This window comes from Pseudomonas sp. CAM1A, from assembly GCF_047501685.1.
In the GTDB taxonomy this organism is placed as follows: Bacteria; Pseudomonadota; Gammaproteobacteria; order Pseudomonadales; family Pseudomonadaceae; genus Aquipseudomonas.
Genome location: NZ_JBFNXP010000002.1, coordinates 681769 through 698911 on the forward strand (window position 1 = coordinate 681769; position 17143 = coordinate 698911).

Annotated in this window: 15 protein-coding genes; 7 read left to right on the forward strand and 8 right to left on the reverse strand. The window is 65.9% G+C overall.

Annotation, left to right across the window (positions count from 1 at the left end; genetic code table 11):
- Positions 1–198 precede the first annotated feature (198 nt).
- From ABZO33_RS06950 to ABZO33_RS06965, 4 genes are all read right to left on the reverse strand, one after another.
- On the reverse strand, positions 199–783 hold the full coding sequence (locus tag ABZO33_RS06950) for a hypothetical protein (RefSeq protein WP_414535397.1): 585 nt from the start codon (positions 781–783) through the stop codon (positions 199–201).
- Between the two features lie 16 nt (positions 784–799).
- Entirely contained in the window at positions 800–1363 is a 564-nt protein-coding gene (locus ABZO33_RS06955) for a hypothetical protein (RefSeq protein ID WP_414535683.1), read from the reverse strand.
- Between the two features lie 154 nt (positions 1364–1517).
- A complete protein-coding gene (yghU, locus tag ABZO33_RS06960) occupies positions 1518–2354 on the reverse strand; it encodes a glutathione-dependent disulfide-bond oxidoreductase (RefSeq protein WP_414535398.1) in 837 nt (278 codons plus the stop codon).
- A 116-nt stretch (positions 2355–2470) separates the two neighbouring features.
- Positions 2471–3427: a DMT family transporter gene (locus tag ABZO33_RS06965; protein ID WP_414535399.1), complete on the reverse strand. Its 957-nt coding sequence runs from the start codon at positions 3425–3427 to the stop codon at positions 2471–2473.
- A 104-nt stretch (positions 3428–3531) separates the two neighbouring features.
- On the opposite strand from ABZO33_RS06965, the gene ABZO33_RS06970 reads away from it, so the two are divergent.
- Both ABZO33_RS06970 and ABZO33_RS06975 read left to right on the forward strand, forming a co-directional pair.
- Complete coding sequence (locus ABZO33_RS06970) at positions 3532–4416, forward strand: LysR substrate-binding domain-containing protein (RefSeq protein ID WP_414535400.1); 885 nt, start codon at positions 3532–3534, stop codon at positions 4414–4416.
- Positions 4417–4560: 144 nt separating this feature from the next.
- The gene (locus ABZO33_RS06975; RefSeq protein ID WP_414535401.1) at positions 4561–5715 is read left to right on the forward strand and encodes a GGDEF domain-containing protein; all 1155 of its coding nucleotides are present in this window, start codon (positions 4561–4563) and stop codon (positions 5713–5715) included.
- 1 nt (position 5716) lies between these two features.
- Here ABZO33_RS06975 and ABZO33_RS06980 read toward each other — a convergent pair whose 3' ends face one another.
- Positions 5717–6040: a DUF2790 domain-containing protein gene (locus ABZO33_RS06980; RefSeq protein WP_046856021.1), complete on the reverse strand. Its 324-nt coding sequence runs from the start codon at positions 6038–6040 to the stop codon at positions 5717–5719.
- Positions 6041–6317: 277 nt separating this feature from the next.
- Here ABZO33_RS06980 and ABZO33_RS06985 point away from each other — a divergent pair, with 277 nt between their 5' ends.
- Complete coding sequence (locus ABZO33_RS06985) at positions 6318–7661, forward strand: OprD family porin (RefSeq protein WP_414535402.1); 1344 nt, start codon at positions 6318–6320, stop codon at positions 7659–7661.
- Between the two features lie 154 nt (positions 7662–7815).
- Here the strand turns inward: ABZO33_RS06985 and ABZO33_RS06990 are convergent, their stop codons facing one another.
- Positions 7816–9189 carry an MFS transporter gene (locus ABZO33_RS06990; protein ID WP_414535403.1) on the reverse strand — a complete coding sequence of 458 codons (1374 nt, stop codon included), beginning with the start codon at positions 9187–9189 and terminating at the stop codon, positions 7816–7818.
- Between the two features lie 508 nt (positions 9190–9697).
- Here ABZO33_RS06990 and quiC point away from each other — a divergent pair.
- Together quiC and ABZO33_RS07000 are read left to right on the forward strand one after the other, a co-directional pair.
- Entirely contained in the window at positions 9698–11605 is a 1908-nt protein-coding gene (quiC, locus tag ABZO33_RS06995) for a 3-dehydroshikimate dehydratase QuiC (RefSeq protein WP_414535404.1), read from the forward strand.
- Between the two features lie 126 nt (positions 11606–11731).
- Positions 11732–12394 (forward strand): TetR/AcrR family transcriptional regulator, encoded by a 663-nt coding sequence (locus ABZO33_RS07000; protein ID WP_038705885.1) that lies wholly within the window; start codon positions 11732–11734, stop codon positions 12392–12394.
- A gap of 71 nt (positions 12395–12465) precedes the next feature.
- Here ABZO33_RS07000 and ABZO33_RS07005 read toward each other — a convergent pair whose 3' ends face one another.
- Positions 12466–13311, reverse strand: a complete 846-nt coding sequence (locus ABZO33_RS07005; RefSeq protein ID WP_414535405.1) for a shikimate dehydrogenase — start codon at positions 13309–13311, stop codon at positions 12466–12468.
- Positions 13308–13757 (reverse strand): type II 3-dehydroquinate dehydratase, encoded by a 450-nt coding sequence (gene aroQ, locus ABZO33_RS07010; protein WP_414535406.1) that lies wholly within the window; start codon positions 13755–13757, stop codon positions 13308–13310. Before aroQ ends, ABZO33_RS07005 begins: the two co-directional genes overlap by 4 nt.
- A gap of 216 nt (positions 13758–13973) precedes the next feature.
- On the opposite strand from aroQ, the gene mqo reads away from it, so the two are divergent.
- Together mqo and ABZO33_RS07020 are read left to right on the forward strand one after the other, a co-directional pair.
- On the forward strand, positions 13974–15548 hold the full coding sequence (mqo, locus tag ABZO33_RS07015; protein ID WP_414535407.1) for a malate dehydrogenase (quinone): 1575 nt from the start codon (positions 13974–13976) through the stop codon (positions 15546–15548).
- Between the two features lie 350 nt (positions 15549–15898).
- A complete protein-coding gene (locus ABZO33_RS07020) occupies positions 15899–17047 on the forward strand; it encodes a substrate-binding domain-containing protein (RefSeq protein ID WP_414535408.1) in 1149 nt (382 codons plus the stop codon).
- The last annotated feature ends 96 nt before the right edge of the window (positions 17048–17143 follow it).

Consider the following 17143-nt stretch of genomic DNA (forward strand, 5'->3'; position numbering starts at 1 on the left):
CAGTTGTGCAGGTGGAAAATCATGGCGGCGAGTGTAGCAAGAAGGTCTTGGTGGGCGCAGGCATGCAGCGGGGAAATGGTTCGTTGCAGCGCGGCACGCTGAGCGCCGGGTGGCGGGGCTGAAACGGCAGCGGGCTTGGCCCGCGACCGGTTGGCGCCGATCGCGGGGCAAGCCCGCAGTTTCGAACGGTGGTGACGATCAGAGCAGCTTGCGCTGTACTGCTTCGTCCAGGGTGCTGCGCGCCAGCTCACGCACCACGTCGCGGGTGTCGGCCTGGAATGGCAGGCCGACGATCAGCACCAGTTGCATCCAGGTACGGATCGATTCGCTCTTGCTGACGCGGCCGAGTTCCTTGCCGTCCTTGTCCTTGAACACGGTCTGCAGGGTGAAGGTGTTCTTGGCGGTGGAGGGGATGAGGAACAGGGTGAAACCGGTGATGAACGCCGACGCGGTCACGAACTCCTCGTGGTTGGTCAGGGTCGATTCGGCGTACAGGTCCGCTTCGCCCTTCTGCGTGCTGACCTGGGTGAAGCGACCGGATTGCTGGTAGGTCTCGCTGACGGTCTTTTCCCACATGTCGGCGTGGGCGCCGGCGGCGGCCACGGCCGGCCCGTCATTGACCTGGTACAGCGCGGTGTTGCGCAGGTAGGCGTTGGGTTTGACCGCCGCGGTGCTGGCCGCCGGCGGCCAGGTGCCGACCGGGGCCAGGTCGCCGGTGGAGTAGGAGACACAACCGCCGAGCAGCAGGGCGCCCAGCAGTACGGCGTGTTTGCAGAGGTTCATCGATCGTTTCCTGTTATCAGCGTTTTGCCAGTTGCGTGGTGGCGTCGTCGAGCAGTTCGCCAACCAGTTTGGTGAGTTGCTTGCCGCCCATCTGCGGCACCCAGTAGTCGCCCCCGTAGAGGCCGACGTTGTGCTCGAACTTGAGCTGTTCCTTGGCTCGCGCCAGTTCGATGCCGTCGCGGTCGACGATCACCAGGTTGCCGGCGACATCGAAGCTGTCGACGTAGATCGGGCCGTTGAACCAGATCCAGAAGGTCAGGGTCAGCAGGGCGCCGGGGAAGTACGCCGGGTGCGGGGCGCGATGGCCCTTGAGCGAAGTCATGTCGAACTTGAGCATCACGTCCTGTTCGTCCAGGCGCGTGGGGTATTCGGTGACGGCCTTGAAGTAGCCGGCGCGCTGCACGTACTGGCTGAGCTGCGGGGTCAGGGCGCGACTGATGGCCTGGCCGGTGGCGTTGTCGATGCCGGGGGCGTTGACCTGCACATCGGCGACCTGGGCGCTGCGTGGGCTGGCGACGGCGGAGGCGTGGGGCGGCGTGCCCACCGGGCCGATGACGTTGTAGGAGACGCAGCCGCTCATCGTCAGCAAGGCGACGACGGCGCTGGCCTGGAACAGTTTCTTCAAGTGATGCCATCCTTGATCGGAGTTGAACCTGATCAAGGTTTACGGCCGAGGGGCCGGCAGCTTTAGGGCACAATGCCACTATTTGTGCCGGCCATGTTCGGCCGCTCTTTCAGCCCAGGTCGCTGGCCGCGTGGCGCTCCGCCACCTGGCTGGCTTCCTCGCCCCAGGTGCGGTTGACGCGGGTGCCGCGCTGCACTGCCGGACGCTGGGCGATGGTTTCTGCCCAGCGCTGCACATTGGGATACTCGTGCACCGCGAGGAACTCGGCGGCGCCGTACAGGTTGCCGCGCACCAGCTGGCCATACCAGGGCCACACGGCGATGTCGGCGATGCTGTACGCGTCGCCGCCCAGGTAGGCGCTTTCGGCCAGGCGACGGTCGAGTACGTCGAGTTGGCGCTTGGCTTCCATGGTGAAGCGGTTGATGGCGTACTCGAACTTTTCCGGCGCGTAGACATAGAAGTGGCCGAAACCACCGCCCAGGTACGGGGCCGAGCCCATCTGCCAGAACAGCCAGTTGAGGGCCTCGGTGCGTGCGGCCACGTCCTGGGGCAGGAAGGCGCCGAATTTTTCCGCCAGGTACAGCAGGATCGCGCCGGACTCGAATACCCGCACCGGCGGTTCGACGCTGCGGTCGAGCAGGGCGGGGATCTTCGAGTTGGGGTTTACCTGCACGAAGCCGCTGCCGAACTGGTCACCTTCGCCGATACGGATGAGCCAGGCGTCGTACTCGGCGCCGCCGTGACCCAGGGCCAGCAGTTCTTCGAGGAGGATGGTGACCTTGACCCCGTTGGGCGTGGCCAGGGAGTACAGCTGCAACGGATGCTTGCCGGTGGGCAGCGGCTTGTCGTGGGTGGGGCCGGCCACCGGGCGGTTGATGCTGGCGAACTGGCCGCCGGAGGGCGCCTCGAAGGTCCAGACCTTGGGCGGAACGTAGGGCTTGCTCATGGGAATCTCCAGGATGGCGCGATGCGGCTGGGTAAGCAGGTGGACAGCCTTCTATGCCACGGGTTCGCCGTGATGGGCAAATGCAATGTGTGCCGGCGTGGGGTGCAAGGCCGCAGCTACACGGTCCGGGCCGGGGCTGCGGGTTGCGGCTGGGGCTTCTTCGCAGGCTTGAGCCGCGACACCCCGAACAGTACCAGGACCAGCCCGGCCACCTGGTACAGCGAAACCGCCTCGCTGAGGATCAGCCATGAGGCCAGCATCGTCAGCACCGGCCCCAGGTTACCCACCGCCGCCGTGTGCGTGGGCCCGAGGCGCTGGATCGCCAGCGCCACCCAGTAGATCGGCAGCACCGTGGAGAACAGCGCCATCAATGCCGCGTTGAGCCACACCGCGTTCGGCAGCTGCAGCAGCGGCGCGACATCGGCCACCAGCAGGTAGTGGGCCAGCACCATCAGCGAGGAGGCGGTGCCGCACAACCCGGCCAGGCGCATCGAGTTCATGCGCTTGAGCATCATGCCGGTGCCCGAGTAGTACAGGGCATAGGTGACCGCGCTGGCGAACACCCACAGCGAGCCGACCAGTACCGCATTGCCGCCGCCCGCGGCGCCGATGTCGTGGACGAAGGCGATGCCCAGCCCCAGGTAGCACAGGCCCATGGCCGCCAGGGTGCGCAGGGTCGGGCGTTCACGCTGGACGACGGCCTGGATCACCAGCACCAGGGTCGGGTAGGTGAACAGGATCAGCCGCTCGAGCCCGGCACTGATGTATTGCAGGCCATAGAAGTCGAACAGGCTGGCCAGGTAATAGCCGAACAGGCCGAGCAAGGCCACGCGCAGGCCGTCGCCGGCGCTCAGCGGCGCGCCGCCGTGGCCACGGCTGGCCCACACCAGCCAGGCGAACAACGGCAGCGACAGGGCCATGCGCAGCGCCAGCAGGCTGATGGCGTCCACCGGGCCTGCGGCATAGGCGAGCTTGACGAAGATGGCCTTGAAACTGAAGCCCAATGCGGCAAGTACGGCGTACAGGCTGCCGTTGGCAAGGGCGCGCTGGAGCGGGGCGGGCAGGCGGGTCATGGCGGGTCCGTGGCACAGAAGAAGTGCGGTTTATTCTGCGCAGAACGCAAGCGCGCTAGAATCGCTTTTTCTCGAACGTGGCGTTCTGATTTGGAGAAGCCTTGATGCACTTCGACCTGGCCGATCTGCGGCTGCTCGCTGCCATTGCCGCTACCGGCAGCCTGAGCAAGGCGGCGGCGACCTTCCCGGTGGCAGTATCGGCCGCCAGCACCCGCCTGCGCCTGTTCGAGGCGCGCAGCGGCTTGACCCTGTTTCTGCGCAAGGCCGACGGCATGCAGCTGACCCCGGCCGGGCGCCTGGTGCTGGAGTCGGCGCGCGGCGTGCTCGGCGAGGCGCAGAAACTGCAGGACACGCTGCGCGAACTCGCCGGCCAGCGGCGCATCACCCTGCACCTGGCGGCGTCCACCGTGACCAACAGTACCTTGTTGCCGGCCGTGCTCGGACCGTTCCTGGCCGACTATCCGGAGGTCGACCTGCAACTGGTCGAACACAAGAGCATCGATGTGCTGCGGGTGGTGCTGGCCGGGGAGTGCGAGATCGGCGTGTACGACGGCAACCTGGTCAACGAGGGCGTGGTATCGCTGCCGTTTCGCACCGAGCGCCTGGTGCTGCTGGTGCCGCTCGATCACCCGTTGGCCGCGCGCGGCCAGCTGCGCCTGGCGGACGCGCTGGGCTTTCCCTTCGTCTGCCTGCCTGCCGAGCGTGCCATGCAGCGCTTCGTCGAAGAGCTGGCGATGAACCTGGCCATGCCGCTGAAGGTGCGGGTGCGCGCGCCCAGCTTCGAAGCCATCGCCCAGCTGGTGGCTCAGCACGCGGGCATCGCCATGTTGCCGGAGACGGCGGCCGTGCGCGCCGAACAGGAACTGGCGGTGCGCCGGGTGGCGCTGGAGGAGCGTTGGGCGACGCTGGAGTTGCGAATCTGTTTCCGCAGTTGGGAGGCGCTCAGCTCCCATGGGCGACAGTTGGTGAGCTTCCTCTCTGGGCAATGACAGGTTGTTGTCGCTTGGTGTGCGTGTGAATAGGTTATCCGTCAGAATGCCATCATTTGGATATCATTTATGCCTGTGCATCGGCCCTTGAACGCATACAATCACCGTTCTGAACGGTAACCCAGATACAGGCCACTTCCACCCATGGCGTTCGACGCTTCCACCATGCTGACCCTCACCATCGCCCTGGCCGCGGCCGCCGCGCTTTATCTGGCCGTGGAGTGGCGCAGCGTGCGCGAGTCCTCGCTGCTGTGCTGGAGCGCCAGCTTCGCCACCATCAGCGTCGGTTCCTCGCTCGCCTTGCTGCGCGGCAGCGGTTATCTGTTCATCGGCATCTGGTTCGCCAACGGCATGCTGGTGGCCGCCCACTGGCTGTTCCTGCTGGGGGTGTCACGCTTTACCGAAACCCGCCTGTCGCGGCTCTGCTACCTGGCTCCGCTGGCCTGGCTGAGCCTGTTGCTGCTGCCGCAGTGGCCCACCTGGTCGAAGACCTTCCTGGTGGCCAACTCGCTGCTGGTCGCCGCGTTCACCCTGTACGCCAGCGCGTTGCTGCGCCCGCACGGCAAGTCGTTCAGCGTCGGCGCGGTGCAATTGCGCTGCATCCTGCTGCTGCACGGGCTGTTCTACCTGGCCAAGACGCTGCCGGCGCTGCTGCCGGGAACGCTGATCGACCTGACCGCGTTTCGCGGGCAGATCATCCAGGTGTCGCTGGTGGAGGGGGCCATGGCGATCATGCTGATCGCCCTGTCGATGACCGGCACCGTGCGCTACCGCCGCGAGGAGCGCATCGAGCGCCTGGCCGCGCGTGATCCGCTGACCGCGCTGTACAACCGCCGCGCCCTGGAAATGCGCGCGGCGAGCCTGTTCAACGAAGTTTCCCCGGCAAACCCCGGGGCCTTGCTGCTGATCGACATCGACCACTTCAAGCTGGTCAACGACCTGCATGGGCATCCCGCCGGCGACCGCCTGCTGGTGGCCTTGAGCGAGATGATCCGGGCCATGCTGCCGGAGCGGGCGATTGCCGCACGGCTGGGTGGCGACGAGTTCGTCATCCTCCTGACCGGGGCTTCGCGCGACGCCATCCAGCGCCTGGCCGAAGCCTTGCGCGAGCAGTTCCAGGCCACCGCCGAACAGTCGTTCCGCACTCCCGAGGCGGTGACCCTGAGCATCGGCGCCAACCTGTTCGACCGCCCGCCAGCCAGCCTGGCGGCGTTGATCGAGCAAGGCGACGTGCTGCTGTACGCCTCCAAGCGCAGCGGGCGCAACAGCCTGCAACTGGTGGACGGGCTGCGCGGCTGAGCTACTTGTTGTTGATGCATTGCGACTGCACTGCGTAGCGCACAGTGCGCAAGGTGCCCTGGCTGTCTTCGAAGGTCATCAGCCGCGGCACCACCTCGCAGGTGCGCGGGTCGCCCGATTGGCGCACGAGGCGGGCAACATCGAGCTTCATGCCGTAGCGGTAGTCGACGATCTCCGGCATGGGCTTCGCCCGTTTGGCCGCATAGGCCGCCACGGCCTGCTGGTGGTCCGCCAGCAGCTGTTCGCTGTCCAGCCTGGAAAAGCCGCTGGCCTGGGTCGAGAGGGAAAGCGCCAGCAGGGCGGCGGTCAGGGTCGGTCGTAGCATGGTCGTGCCTCCGAAAGGTTCGTTTCGCAGACCACGCTAGCGATGCCCGGCCAACAGGGGCATGACGGCCGGGTTACAGATGTGAAAGCTGGGCGTGTACGCAGGCCCCCGGCTGCGCATGACACGATTGTAATGCCCCCATCACCTTCCCGTTATCCGCCAGCGGCGAGCATCAGGCTCGGCCAACGGGGCTGGGTGCGCACGCATCTGGCCAGACCAGGGACGCTCCAGCACCAAGGCCCGACAACAAGAACAGCCGCAATCGAAGGAGCAACGGATGACAAGCAATCCAACACTTTCCCTGGCCGCCCTGGTGGCGCTGGCCGGCTTCGGCCCGGCGGCCTGGGCCGCAGAAGAGCAGCAGGAAGGGTTCATCGAGGGCAGCCGCCTGAGCGTGCTCAATCGCAATTACTACTTCAATCGCGATCATCGCGATGGCCCGGCCCCCACCTACAACAGCGGCAAGGACAGCGCCAACGGCTACTCCGAGGCCTGGGCCCACGCCATCATCACCCGCTTCGAATCCGGCTTTACCCAAGGCACGGTGGGCGTCGGCGTGGACGCCTTCGCCATGCTCGGGCTCAAGCTCGACACCGGTGGCGGGCGCAACGGTGGGCGCAGCTCGTTCGACGTGCTGCCGGTGGACCGCGATGGCCAGGCCCGCGACGAATACAGCAAGCTCGGCGGCGCGGCCAAGGTGCGCCTGTTCGACACCGTGCTGCGGGTGGGCGATGTGTTCCCGGTCAACCCGGTGGTCGCCGCCGGCGACTCGCGGCTGTTGCCGGAAAGCTTTCGCGGCGTGACCCTGGAGAACACCAGCCTGCAAGGCCTGACGCTGCAGGCAGGGCGCCTGCACGCCATGAGCCAGCCGGTGTCCAGCGACTTGCGCGACAACTTCGTGACGTTCTACGGCGGCCCGGTGGATTCGCCGTGGATCGCCTACGGCGGTGGCGACTACGCGATCAACGAAAACGTCAGTGTCAGCCTGTTCGGCAGCCGCCTGAAGGATGTGTGGAACCAGTACTACGCCGGCACCAGCGTGACCTGGCCGTTGTCCGACGAGCTGGCGCTGATCGGCGGGTTCAACTTCTACAACGCCAGGGATGAAGGGCGTCAGCGTCTGGGCCAGTTCGACAACGACATCTGGAGCGCCAAGCTTGGCGTGCGCTACGGCGCCCATACCCTGGCCCTGACCCACCAGCGCAACAACGGCGACGACGACTTCGACTACCTGCGTCAGTCCGATTCGATCTTCCTCGACAACTCCATCCAGTACAGCGACTTCAACTCGCCGAAAGAGCGCTCATGGATGTTGCGCTACGACCTGAACATGGCCGCCTACGGTGTGCCGGGGCTGTCGTTCATGACCCGCTATGGCCGTGGCAGCGATGCCGACTACAGCAACGCCAACGCCTACTACATGCGCCGCGACGGCAACGGCGACCCGCTCACCGACCAGAAGCGCTGGGAGCGCGACATCGAGGTCAAGTACGTGGTGCAGACCGGCGCGGCCAAGGACCTGGCACTGCGCGTGCGCCAGGCCACCACCCGGGCGACGGCCTTCGAGTCGGACCTGGACGAGGTGCGGGTGATCGTCGAGTACCCGTTGTCGATTCTCTGATCGGCACCTGTTCGCCAGGTGAGGTGCGGGCCCCCTCGAGATAGAGCGCCGCTCGCGCGGCGCATCGCCGGCAAGCCGGCTCCCACAGGGTTTGCGTGTGCCCTGTGGGAGTCGGCTTGCCGGCGATGAGGTCCGTACGGGCAACGGCGGACGGTCAGTGGCCGAACGCTTTCAGGCTGCCCTTGCGGCTCGCTTCATAGGCTTCCCGCGCCACGGGTTGTGCCTGCGGGTTGCCGAGGTCTTCCATCGCCAGGCGATGGGTCTCCGGCGCCAGGTAGGCGGCCAGTGCGCACACACAGGTGATGAGGAACGCCAACCCACCGACCACCAGCGGGATATTGTCCGAGCCCGGGGGCGCGACCGCGGCGAACAGCGCCGGCAGCATGGCGGTGATCATGGTGCCGATGTTCTGCGCGATGGCCATGGCCGAGACGCGGTAGCGGGTGTGGAACAGCTCTGGGTAGAAGCTTGGGAACACCGCGTTGTAGCCCTGGTAGACCATGCCCCACATGAGGATCGAGGCGGCGAAGGCCAGCGGCACGTTCTGGATGCTGATCGCGTACAGGTAGACGAAGGCCAGCAGGCCCGAGCCCAGGCAGCCGGCGATCATGGTCGGGCGGCGGCCGATCCGGTCGGACAGGTTGCCGACGAAGGGAATCACCAGTACCGCGACGATATTGCCCACCACCGGGATCCACAGGTACACACTCTTGTCGAAGCCGATGCCGTAGGCCGGCTGCACCGCGTAGGCCGCGCCGAAGATGGTGGCGACTACCGGGATCACGTTCATCAGCGCCATGAACATCACCAGCACCATGTGCTTCCAGCTATGGCGGAAGGCCTCGCCGATCGGCGACTTGGCGACCTTGTCCTGTTTCTCCTCCTGGACAAAGGCCGGGGTCTCGTGCACTTCCTTGCGGATGATGAAGCCGGCGATCAGCACCACCGCGCTCATCAGGAACGGAATGCGCCAGCCCCACTCGTTGAAGGCCTCGCTGGGCATGAAGTAGGCCAGTGGCAGGAACACCGCCGCCGCCATCACCTGGCCGGCCTGCACGCCTTGCAGGGTGTAGCTGGCGTAGTAGCCGCGGCGGCCGAACGGCGCGTGTTCCATGATCATCGAGCTGGCCCCGGAGATCTCGCCGGCCACGGCGAAGCCCTGGACCAGGCGCAGCAGCACCAGCAGCGCCGGGGCCAGCAGGCCGATGTCGTGGTAGGTCGGCAGCAGGCCCACGGCCATGGTCGACAGGCCCATCAGGAACATGCACAGCAGCAGCACGTTCTTGCGCCCGCGGGTGTCGCCCCAGTGGCCGAGCACGCAGGCGCCGATCGGGCGCGCCAGGTAACCCACGCCGTAGGTGGCCAGCGAGGCGATAATGGCCATCTTCGGGTCGGCGGACGGGAAGAAGATCTGCGGGAAGATCAGCGCCGCGGCCTGGGCGTAGATGAAGAAGTCGTAGTACTCGAGGGCAGAACCGATCCATCCGCTGGCGGTGGCTTTCTTGGCTTGGGAGCTTGAGCGGGCCATGTTGTCTCCGTTGTTCTTGTCAGGGGCCGGATTGGTCAGCGCTTGAGGCGCGGGCAGGGGCTGTGTGGAGAAGACGAACGAGGCGGCGCGGATCGCAGGGCGAGCAAGGTGTGCATAGGTCGGTACCCGTTTTCTTGAACTTATTATGTGGTGACGTTGGGTAGTGCAGCGCAGGTTCCGCCGAACGACCGGCGTGGCGGCGAGAAGGGCCGGCGGGCCTGCGACTGGTGTTCATGGTTGTTCACGGGGGTGGGTGAAGCAATTCGCTGGAACGGGTTTTGTTCGGTAATCGAACAAAAACTAACTGTTCCGTACAAAGTTCGTTGCCGGGGCGACTTTACCTGCGAATAATCGATCGTGCCAGGTGTTGTCCGTACCGGCCTCATCGCGGGGCAAGCCCGCTCCCACGTGAGCCACTCACGCGAAAGCATTGCGCACGTGGGAGCGGGCTTGCCCCGCGATAGGGCGGACCTCCCCTGGCCTCACTCAATAACAAGGAACACCCGCCATGCACCGTTCGATCGCCACCGTTTCCTTGAGCGGCACCCTGCCGGAAAAGCTCGAAGCCATCGCCGCCGCCGGTTTCGACGGCGTCGAGATCTTCGAGAACGACCTGCTGTACTACGCCGGCAGCCCCCGCGAGGTGCGCCAGCTGTGCGCCGACCTGGGGCTGGCGATTACCTTGTTCCAGCCGTTCCGTGACTTCGAAGGCTGCCACCGCGACCGCCTGCACAAGAACCTCGACCGCGCCGAGCGCAAGTTCGACCTGATGCAGGAGCTGGGCACCGACCTGGTGCTGCTGTGCAGCAATGTCCAGCCCGACGCCCTGGGCGACGAACAGTTGCTGGTGGACGACCTGCGCCTGCTCGCCGAGCACGCGGGCGACCGCGGCCTGCGCATCGGTTACGAAGCCCTGGCCTGGGGCCGCCACATCAATACCTGGCAACAGGTGTGGAACCTGGTGCGCCAGGCCGATCACCCGGCGCTGGGGGTGATCCTCGACAGCTTCCATACGCTGTCGCTCAAAGGCGACCCCAGCGGCATCCGCGATATCCCCGGCGAGAAGATCTTCTTCGTGCAGATGGCCGACGCGCCGATCCTGGCCATGGACGTGCTGGAATGGAGCCGGCACTTCCGCTGCTTCCCAGGGCAAGGGGAGATGGACCTGGCGGGCTTCCTCGCGCCGATCCTGGCCAGCGGCTATCGCGGCCCGCTGTCGCTGGAGATCTTCAATGACGGTTTCCGCGCGGCGCCAGCCCGGCAGAACGCCGCCGATGGCCTGCGCTCGCTGCTGTACCTGGAGGAGAAGACCCGCCGCCAGCTCGAGCGCGAGGCGCGGGCGGTCGAGCCGGGCGTGCTGTTCGCGCCACCGGCCGCCAGCCGCTACGACGGCGTGGAGTTCCTCGAGTTCGCCGTCGACGAGGCGGTCGGCGCACGCCTGGGCGCATGGCTCAAGCGCCTGGGCTTCGCCGAGGCCGGCGAGCACCGCAGCAAGGCCGTGCGTCTGCTGCGCCAGGGCGATATCAACATCGTCCTCAATGGCGAACCTTATTCGTTCGCCCACAATTTCTTCGAAGCCCATGGCCCGTCGCTGTGCGCCACGGCGCTGCGAGTCAATGATGGCCAGGCCGCGCTGCAGCGCGCCATGGCCTACCGTGGCCAGCCGTTCCGCGGCCTGGTCGGCCCCAACGAGCGCGAGCTCCCGGCGGTGCGCGCACCAGATGGCAGCCTGTTGTACCTGGTGCAGCCCGACGGCAGCGGCCAGACCCTCTACGACACCGATTTCCGCCTGGACCCGACAGCCCGCGCCAGCGGTGGCCTCAAGCGTATCGACCACATGGCCCTGGCGTTGCCGGCCGAGGCCCTGGACAGCTGGGTGCTGTTCTACAAGAGCCTGTTCGACTTCACCGCCGACGACGAGGTGGTGTTGCCCGACCCCTATGGCCTGGTCAAGAGCCGTGCCCTGCGCAGCCACTGCGCCAGCCTGCGGCTGCCACTGAACATCTCGGAGAACCGCAACACTGCCATCGCCCATGCCCTGGACAGCTATCGCGGCTCTGGCGTGCACCACGTTGCCTTCGACTGTGACGACATCTTCCGCGAGGTGGCCAGGGCCAAGGAGGCCGGCGTGCCGTTGCTGGAGATCCCGCTGAACTACTACGACGACCTGGCGGCGCGCTTCGACTTCGACGACGAGTTCCTCAGCGAGCTGGCGTACTACAACGTGCTGTACGACCGCGATGCCCAGGGCGGCGAGCTGTTCCATGTCTACACCGAGCCGTTTGAAGGGCGCTTCTTCTTCGAGATCCTGCAACGCAAGGGCGGCTATGCCGGCTATGGCGCGGCCAACGTGGCGGTGCGCCTGGCAGCGATGGCCAAGGCGCGCAGCGGGGCAGGGCGCAAGGTGGTGTTGTGAGCCAGGCTCTTGGCCAGCGACGGGGCGGCTAGGCCAAACCTGACCAGCCGACCAACACCGCGCTTCCCAGCATCGCCCGGCTCACGGATAATCGCCCGGATTACTACAACGAGCCTGTGAGTCGGTATGAGTGATTCGGTCGTCAAGCCTGAAGTCGAAGGCCTGCGCAAGACGCGCAAGAACAATCCGGAAAAGACCCGCGAGAACATTCTCCAGGCCGCCATCACCGAGTTCGTCCAGCAGGGCCTGGCGGGTGCCCGGGTCGATGCCATCGCCGAGCGTACCGCCACCTCCAAGCGCATGATCTACTACTACTTCGGCAGCAAGGAGCAGTTGTACGTCGAGTGCCTGGTCAAGCTCTACGGCGACATCCGCAAGACCGAACACAGCCTCGACCTCGACTCGCTGGCGCCCGAACAGGCGATCCAGCGCCTGGTGGAGTTCACCTTCGACCACCACGCCAACAACGTCGATTTTGTGCGCATCGTCTGCACCGAGAACATCCACTACGGCGAGTACGTCAAGCAGTCGCCGGTGATCCGCGAGATGAGCAGCATGGTGCTCGACGCGCTGGGCAAGATCCTCGCCCGTGGCGTTGCCCAGGGCGTGTTCCGCCCCGGCATCGAAGTGATCGACCTGCATATGCTGATGAGCTCGTTCTGCTTCTACCGGGTGTCCAACCGCCATACCTTTGGCGACATCTTCCAGATCGACCTGTCCGACGAGCAGATCAAGCAACGCCACAAGCAGGTGATCTGCGAAGCGGTGATGCGCTATATCAAGGCCTGAATGCAAGCGCGGGGCAGGCTCGCTCCCTCGTTCGTGGGAGCGGGCTTGCCCCGCGATGAGCTGTCTGGCGCCTAGAAACTGGCGAAATGCGCCTGCATTCGCGCAGCATCCGCCGGGCGCCCACTGAACAACTCGAACGCCTTGACCGCCTGGAACACCGCCATGGTGCCGCCATCCAGGGTGCGGCAGCCCAGGGCCCGGGCCTGGCGCAACAGTTCGGTCTCCAGGGGGAAATAGATGATCTCTGCCACCCACAGCCGTGCGTGCAGCAGCGCCGGCGGCAAGGGCGTGCCCGGCAGCTTGGCCATGCCCACGGGCGTGGTGTTGACCAGGCCATCGGCCTCGGCCACCGCGCGGGCCAGGTCTTCGCCGAGCACGGCGCGACCGGCGCCGAAACGCTGGGTGAGATTGTCCACCAGCGCCTGGGCACGGGCCGGGTCCACCTCGAACACGTGCAGTTGCTCGACGCCTTCGGCCAACAACGCATGAGCCACCGCCGCGCCCGCGCCTCCCGCGCCCAACTGCACCACACGGCGCTTGGCCACGCCGGGCAGGCCGCGACGCAGACCTTCGGCGAAGCCCAGGCAGTCGGTGTTGTGGCCGACCCGCCTGCCATCACGCAGCACCACGGTGTTCACCGCGCCGATGCCGCGGGCCTCGTCCGACAGCTCGTCGAGCAACGGCAGGATCGCCTGCTTGAACGGGTAGGTGATGTTGAGCCCGCTGAACCCGGTGCGCTGGGCCGCGTCGAGCAACGCGGGCAGGACGCTGTCGTCCAGGCCCAGCTGGTCGGCGTCGATCAGCCGGTACAGGTAGCGCAGCGCCTGGGCGTCGCCTTCGTGCTCGTGCAGCGCCGGCGTGCGCGAAGCCTGGATGCCACGGCCGATGAGGCCGGCAAGGATACCTTGGGCGCTCATGCCGCGTGCTCGCGCAGCTGTTCGCTGAAATAGCTCAGTGCCATGCGGTAACCCTGGCTGCCAAGGCCGCAGATGACGCCCACGGCGATGCTGGAGACGAATGACAGGTGGCGGAACGGCTCGCGCTTGTGCACGTTGGACAGGTGCACCTCGATCACCGGCAGCTCGCAGGCCACCAGGGCATCGCGGATAGCCACCGAGGTGTGGGTCCAGGCGGCGGGGTTGATCACGATGCCGTGGCAGCGGCCATGGGCGGCGTGAATCCATTCGAGCAGCTCGCCTTCGTGGTTGGTCTGGCGGAACTCCAGTTCCAGGCCCAGCTCACGGGCGCAGTCGGCGCACAGGCTGGCCAGGTCGGCCAGGGTTTCATGGCCGTACTGGGCGGGTTCGCGGGTGCCCAGCAGGTTGAGGTTGGGGCCGTTGAGCACGAGGATTCGGGGTGTCATGGCGGGTATCGCTTTGTTGTTTTTGAGTAGCTTGATATTTGTACTATCTGGTTAGTTTCGTCAAATCCCGGAGGGTTGAAAACGGGCGATTATCGAACTCGGGGTACTGGTCTTGTCGCGGGGCAAGGGGCGCGAAAACACTGCAACCATGCCCGAGCAAAACACTCGGCTAAGCTTGTCCTCCAGGCGCACGGAATGACCAATACGGGAGAGCACATGAACATCCACAAAACGCCCAGATGGGCATTGGCGGCCCTCACCCTGGCCCTGGGGCTGCATGCCCAGGCCGCCGACAGCAAGCGCGTCGATGTGCTGCTGGTGGGCGGCGGCATCATGAGTTCCACCCTGGCGGTGTGGCTCAACGAGCTGGAGCCGGGCTGGTCGATGCAGATGGTCGAGCGCCTGGACAAGGTGGCCGAGGAAAGCTCCAACGGCTGGAACAACGCCGGCACCGGCCACTCGGCGCTGGCCGAGCTCAACTACACGCCGGAGAAGGACGGCAAGATCGACATCAGCAAGGCGGTGGAGATCAACGAGTCGTTCCAGATCACCCGCCAGTTCCTCGCCTGGCAGGTCAAGCAGGGCGTGCTGAAGAACCCGCGTTCGTTCATCAACACCACCCCGCACATGAGTTTCGTCTGGGGTGACGACAACATCCGCTTCCTCAAGAAGCGCTACGAGGCGTTGCAGGCCAGCCCGCTGTTCAAGCCGATGCAGTATTCCGAGGACCACGCGCAGATCGCCAAGTGGGTGCCGCTGATGATGCAAGGGCGCGACCCCAACCAGAAGCTCGCCGTGACCTGGACGCCGATCGGTACCGACGTCAATTTCGGCGAGATCACCCGCCAGTACGTGGGCTACCTGCAGACCCGGCCGAACTTCGACCTCAAGCTGTCCAGCGAGGTGCAGGACATCACCCGCAATGACGACGGCAGCTGGCACGTCGAGTACAAGAACCTCAAGGATGGCGGCACCGCGACCACCGACGCCAAGTTCCTGTTCATCGGTGCCGGCGGCGCCGCGCTGCACCTGCTGCAGAAGTCAGGCATCGACGAGGCCAAGGACTACGCCGGCTTCCCGGTGGGCGGCTCGTTCCTGGTCACCGACAACCCGGCCATCGCCCAGCGCCACATGGCCAAGGCCTACGGCATCGCGGCCACCGGCGCGCCACCCATGTCGGTGCCGCACCTGGATACCCGGGTGCTCGACGGCAAGCGCATGATCCTGTTCGGGCCGTTCGCCACCTTCTCCACCAAGTTCCTCAAGGAGGGCTCGCTGCTCGACCTGTTCGCCAGCATGTCGCTGCACAACACCTGGCCGATGGTGCGGGTGGGGGTGCGCGAGTTCGACCTGGTGCAATACCTGGTCGGCCAGTTGATGCAGTCCGATGATGACCGCTTCGCCGCCTTGCAGACCTACTTCCCCGAGGCGAAAAAGGAAGACTGGCGCCTGTGGCAGGCCGGGCAGCGGGTGCAGATCATCAAGAAGGACGACAACCTGGGCGGGGTGCTGAAGCTGGGCACCGAAGTGGTGACCGCCAAGGACGGCAGCATCGCCGGGTTGCTCGGCGCCTCGCCGGGCGCCTCGACCGCGCCGCCGATCATGCTCGACCTGCTGAACAAGGTGTTCAAGGACAAGGTGGCCACGCCTGAGTGGCAGGCGAAGATCAAGCAGATCATCCCGTCCTATGGCATCCGCCTGAACGAACACCCGGACAAGGTCCAGGAAGAGTGGACCTATACCAGCGAACTCCTGCAACTGGCATCGCCCAGCGAGGTGGCCGCGCCCTGAAGAGCCGGCCATGACCCACCGGCCGCTGTGAAGTGGCCGGCACTGGCACACTGTTTTTTCTCCCCTTGGCCAAACTCCCGAGTGCCTGATCCGCCATCCTCCGGAGCGTCCCCTCCCGTATCGCCTGCGTCGACTCATGGCCAGCCCGCCGCACGCCCGAAAAGCGCCCTCCGACACCCGAGTCTTTCCCCGCCGAACTCCCGATGTTTTTTCCTTTGCCTGTCACCACAAGCTGCGAATGTTGGCCCCGTGGACAGGCCTCAAGCCCCTCTGGATCAGGGTATACGGCCTGTGACCACGGCAATGCGCGACCCACTCAACGTATGAACACGACGATAGGAGATTGCTTCATGTTTAAGCGTACTGTGATCGCCGCCTCCCTGGTGGCTGCTACCCTGGCTTCGGCCCAATCCATGGCTGCTGTTGTCGGTGGCGGCGCCACCCTGCCGGCAAACCTCTACAATGGCACTTCGACCCTGCCACGCCTGCTGCCGGCCGATTTCAGCTACGACAGCGTGGGCAGCGGTGGTGGCAAGACGGCGTTCCTGACCAACTCACCGACCTCGATCAACCAGCCGGTTGGCACCAATGTCGACTTCGCTGGCAGCGACTCGGTGCTGAGCGCTTCCGAGCTGTCGACCTACAACAGCAACCAGGCCGCCACCTTGGGCAAACTGGTACAGATCCCGTCCGTGGGCACTTCTGTAGCCATCCCTTACAAGAAGTCGGGCGTGACCAACCTGCAACTGACCGGCGCCCAGCTGTGTGGCGTGTTCTCCGGTACCACCACCACCTGGGGCCAACTGCTGGGCACTGCCGACGCCACGCCGATCAAGGTCATCTACCGTTCCGGCAGCAGCGGCACTACCGAGCTGCTGTCGCGCTTCCTGGCTGATTCCTGCCCGTCGTCCTTCGTGGTCAGCAGCACCTTCACCACCGCCAACGTCGGCAGCGAACCGGCCACCTGGCAAGCCGTCGCCGGCAGCGCCGACGTGGTCACCGCGGTCAACGCCACCGATGGCACCATCGGCTACGTCAGCCCTGACTATGTCGCCACCAACAACAACGCAGTGGTCGCCCGCGTCAGCAAGAATGCCATGGCCGCCGGTACCGCGCCGCTGCCAACCGCCGCCAACGCCCGCACCGCCCTGGGTACCGCTGTCGCCCCGGGCACCGCAGCCGACCGCGCCGACCCAAGCAAGTGGGTGCCGATCTTCAACGCCGGTGGCGTGGTACCGACTTCGGGCTACCCGATCGTCGGCTACACCAACCTGCTGGTCGGCCAGTGCTACCAGACCGCCGCCGATGCCACTGCCATCCGCAGCTTCCTGAACGATCTGTACACCGGTACCAAGGCCGCCACCATCGCCCAGCACTCCTTCGTCAGCCTGCCGGCCGCCTACGCCGCCGAGATCAAGAAGGTGTTCCTGGACAACGGCTACAACGAAGGCACCAACATCGCCAACGCTTCGGTCTGCAACGGTATCGGCCGTCTGTAAGCGTCACGCCAGGCGCCAGGCCCGCAACGGGCTGACAACCGACGGTGGCCGGCACGGCACCGTCGGTTTTCGCGTGTGCGCGTACTCCAGGCAGAT

Bases quoted from the DNA above. Each gene is read 5' to 3' on its own strand.
- ABZO33_RS06970 (WP_414535400.1), top strand. From the start codon at position 3,532: ATGCACTTCGACCTGGCCGATCTGCGGCTGCTCGCTGCCATTGCCGCT.
- ABZO33_RS06980 (WP_046856021.1), bottom strand. From the start codon at position 6,040: ATGCTACGACCGACCCTGACCGCCGCCCTGCTGGCGCTTTCCCTCTCG.
- ABZO33_RS06965 (WP_414535399.1), bottom strand. From the start codon at position 3,427: ATGACCCGCCTGCCCGCCCCGCTCCAGCGCGCCCTTGCCAACGGCAGC.
- ABZO33_RS07005 (WP_414535405.1), bottom strand. From the start codon at position 13,311: ATGAGCGCCCAAGGTATCCTTGCCGGCCTCATCGGCCGTGGCATCCAG.
- ABZO33_RS06990 (WP_414535403.1), bottom strand. From the start codon at position 9,189: ATGGCCCGCTCAAGCTCCCAAGCCAAGAAAGCCACCGCCAGCGGATGG.
- quiC (WP_414535404.1), top strand. From the start codon at position 9,698: ATGCACCGTTCGATCGCCACCGTTTCCTTGAGCGGCACCCTGCCGGAA.
- ABZO33_RS07020 (WP_414535408.1), top strand. From the start codon at position 15,899: ATGTTTAAGCGTACTGTGATCGCCGCCTCCCTGGTGGCTGCTACCCTG.
- ABZO33_RS06985 (WP_414535402.1), top strand. From the start codon at position 6,318: ATGACAAGCAATCCAACACTTTCCCTGGCCGCCCTGGTGGCGCTGGCC.
- ABZO33_RS06975 (WP_414535401.1), top strand. From the start codon at position 4,561: ATGGCGTTCGACGCTTCCACCATGCTGACCCTCACCATCGCCCTGGCC.
- ABZO33_RS07000 (WP_038705885.1), top strand. From the start codon at position 11,732: ATGAGTGATTCGGTCGTCAAGCCTGAAGTCGAAGGCCTGCGCAAGACG.
- yghU (WP_414535398.1), bottom strand. From the start codon at position 2,354: ATGAGCAAGCCCTACGTTCCGCCCAAGGTCTGGACCTTCGAGGCGCCC.
- ABZO33_RS06950 (WP_414535397.1), bottom strand. From the start codon at position 783: ATGAACCTCTGCAAACACGCCGTACTGCTGGGCGCCCTGCTGCTCGGC.
- mqo (WP_414535407.1), top strand. From the start codon at position 13,974: ATGAACATCCACAAAACGCCCAGATGGGCATTGGCGGCCCTCACCCTG.
- aroQ (WP_414535406.1), bottom strand. From the start codon at position 13,757: ATGACACCCCGAATCCTCGTGCTCAACGGCCCCAACCTCAACCTGCTG.
- ABZO33_RS06955 (WP_414535683.1), bottom strand. From the start codon at position 1,363: ATGAGCGGCTGCGTCTCCTACAACGTCATCGGCCCGGTGGGCACGCCG.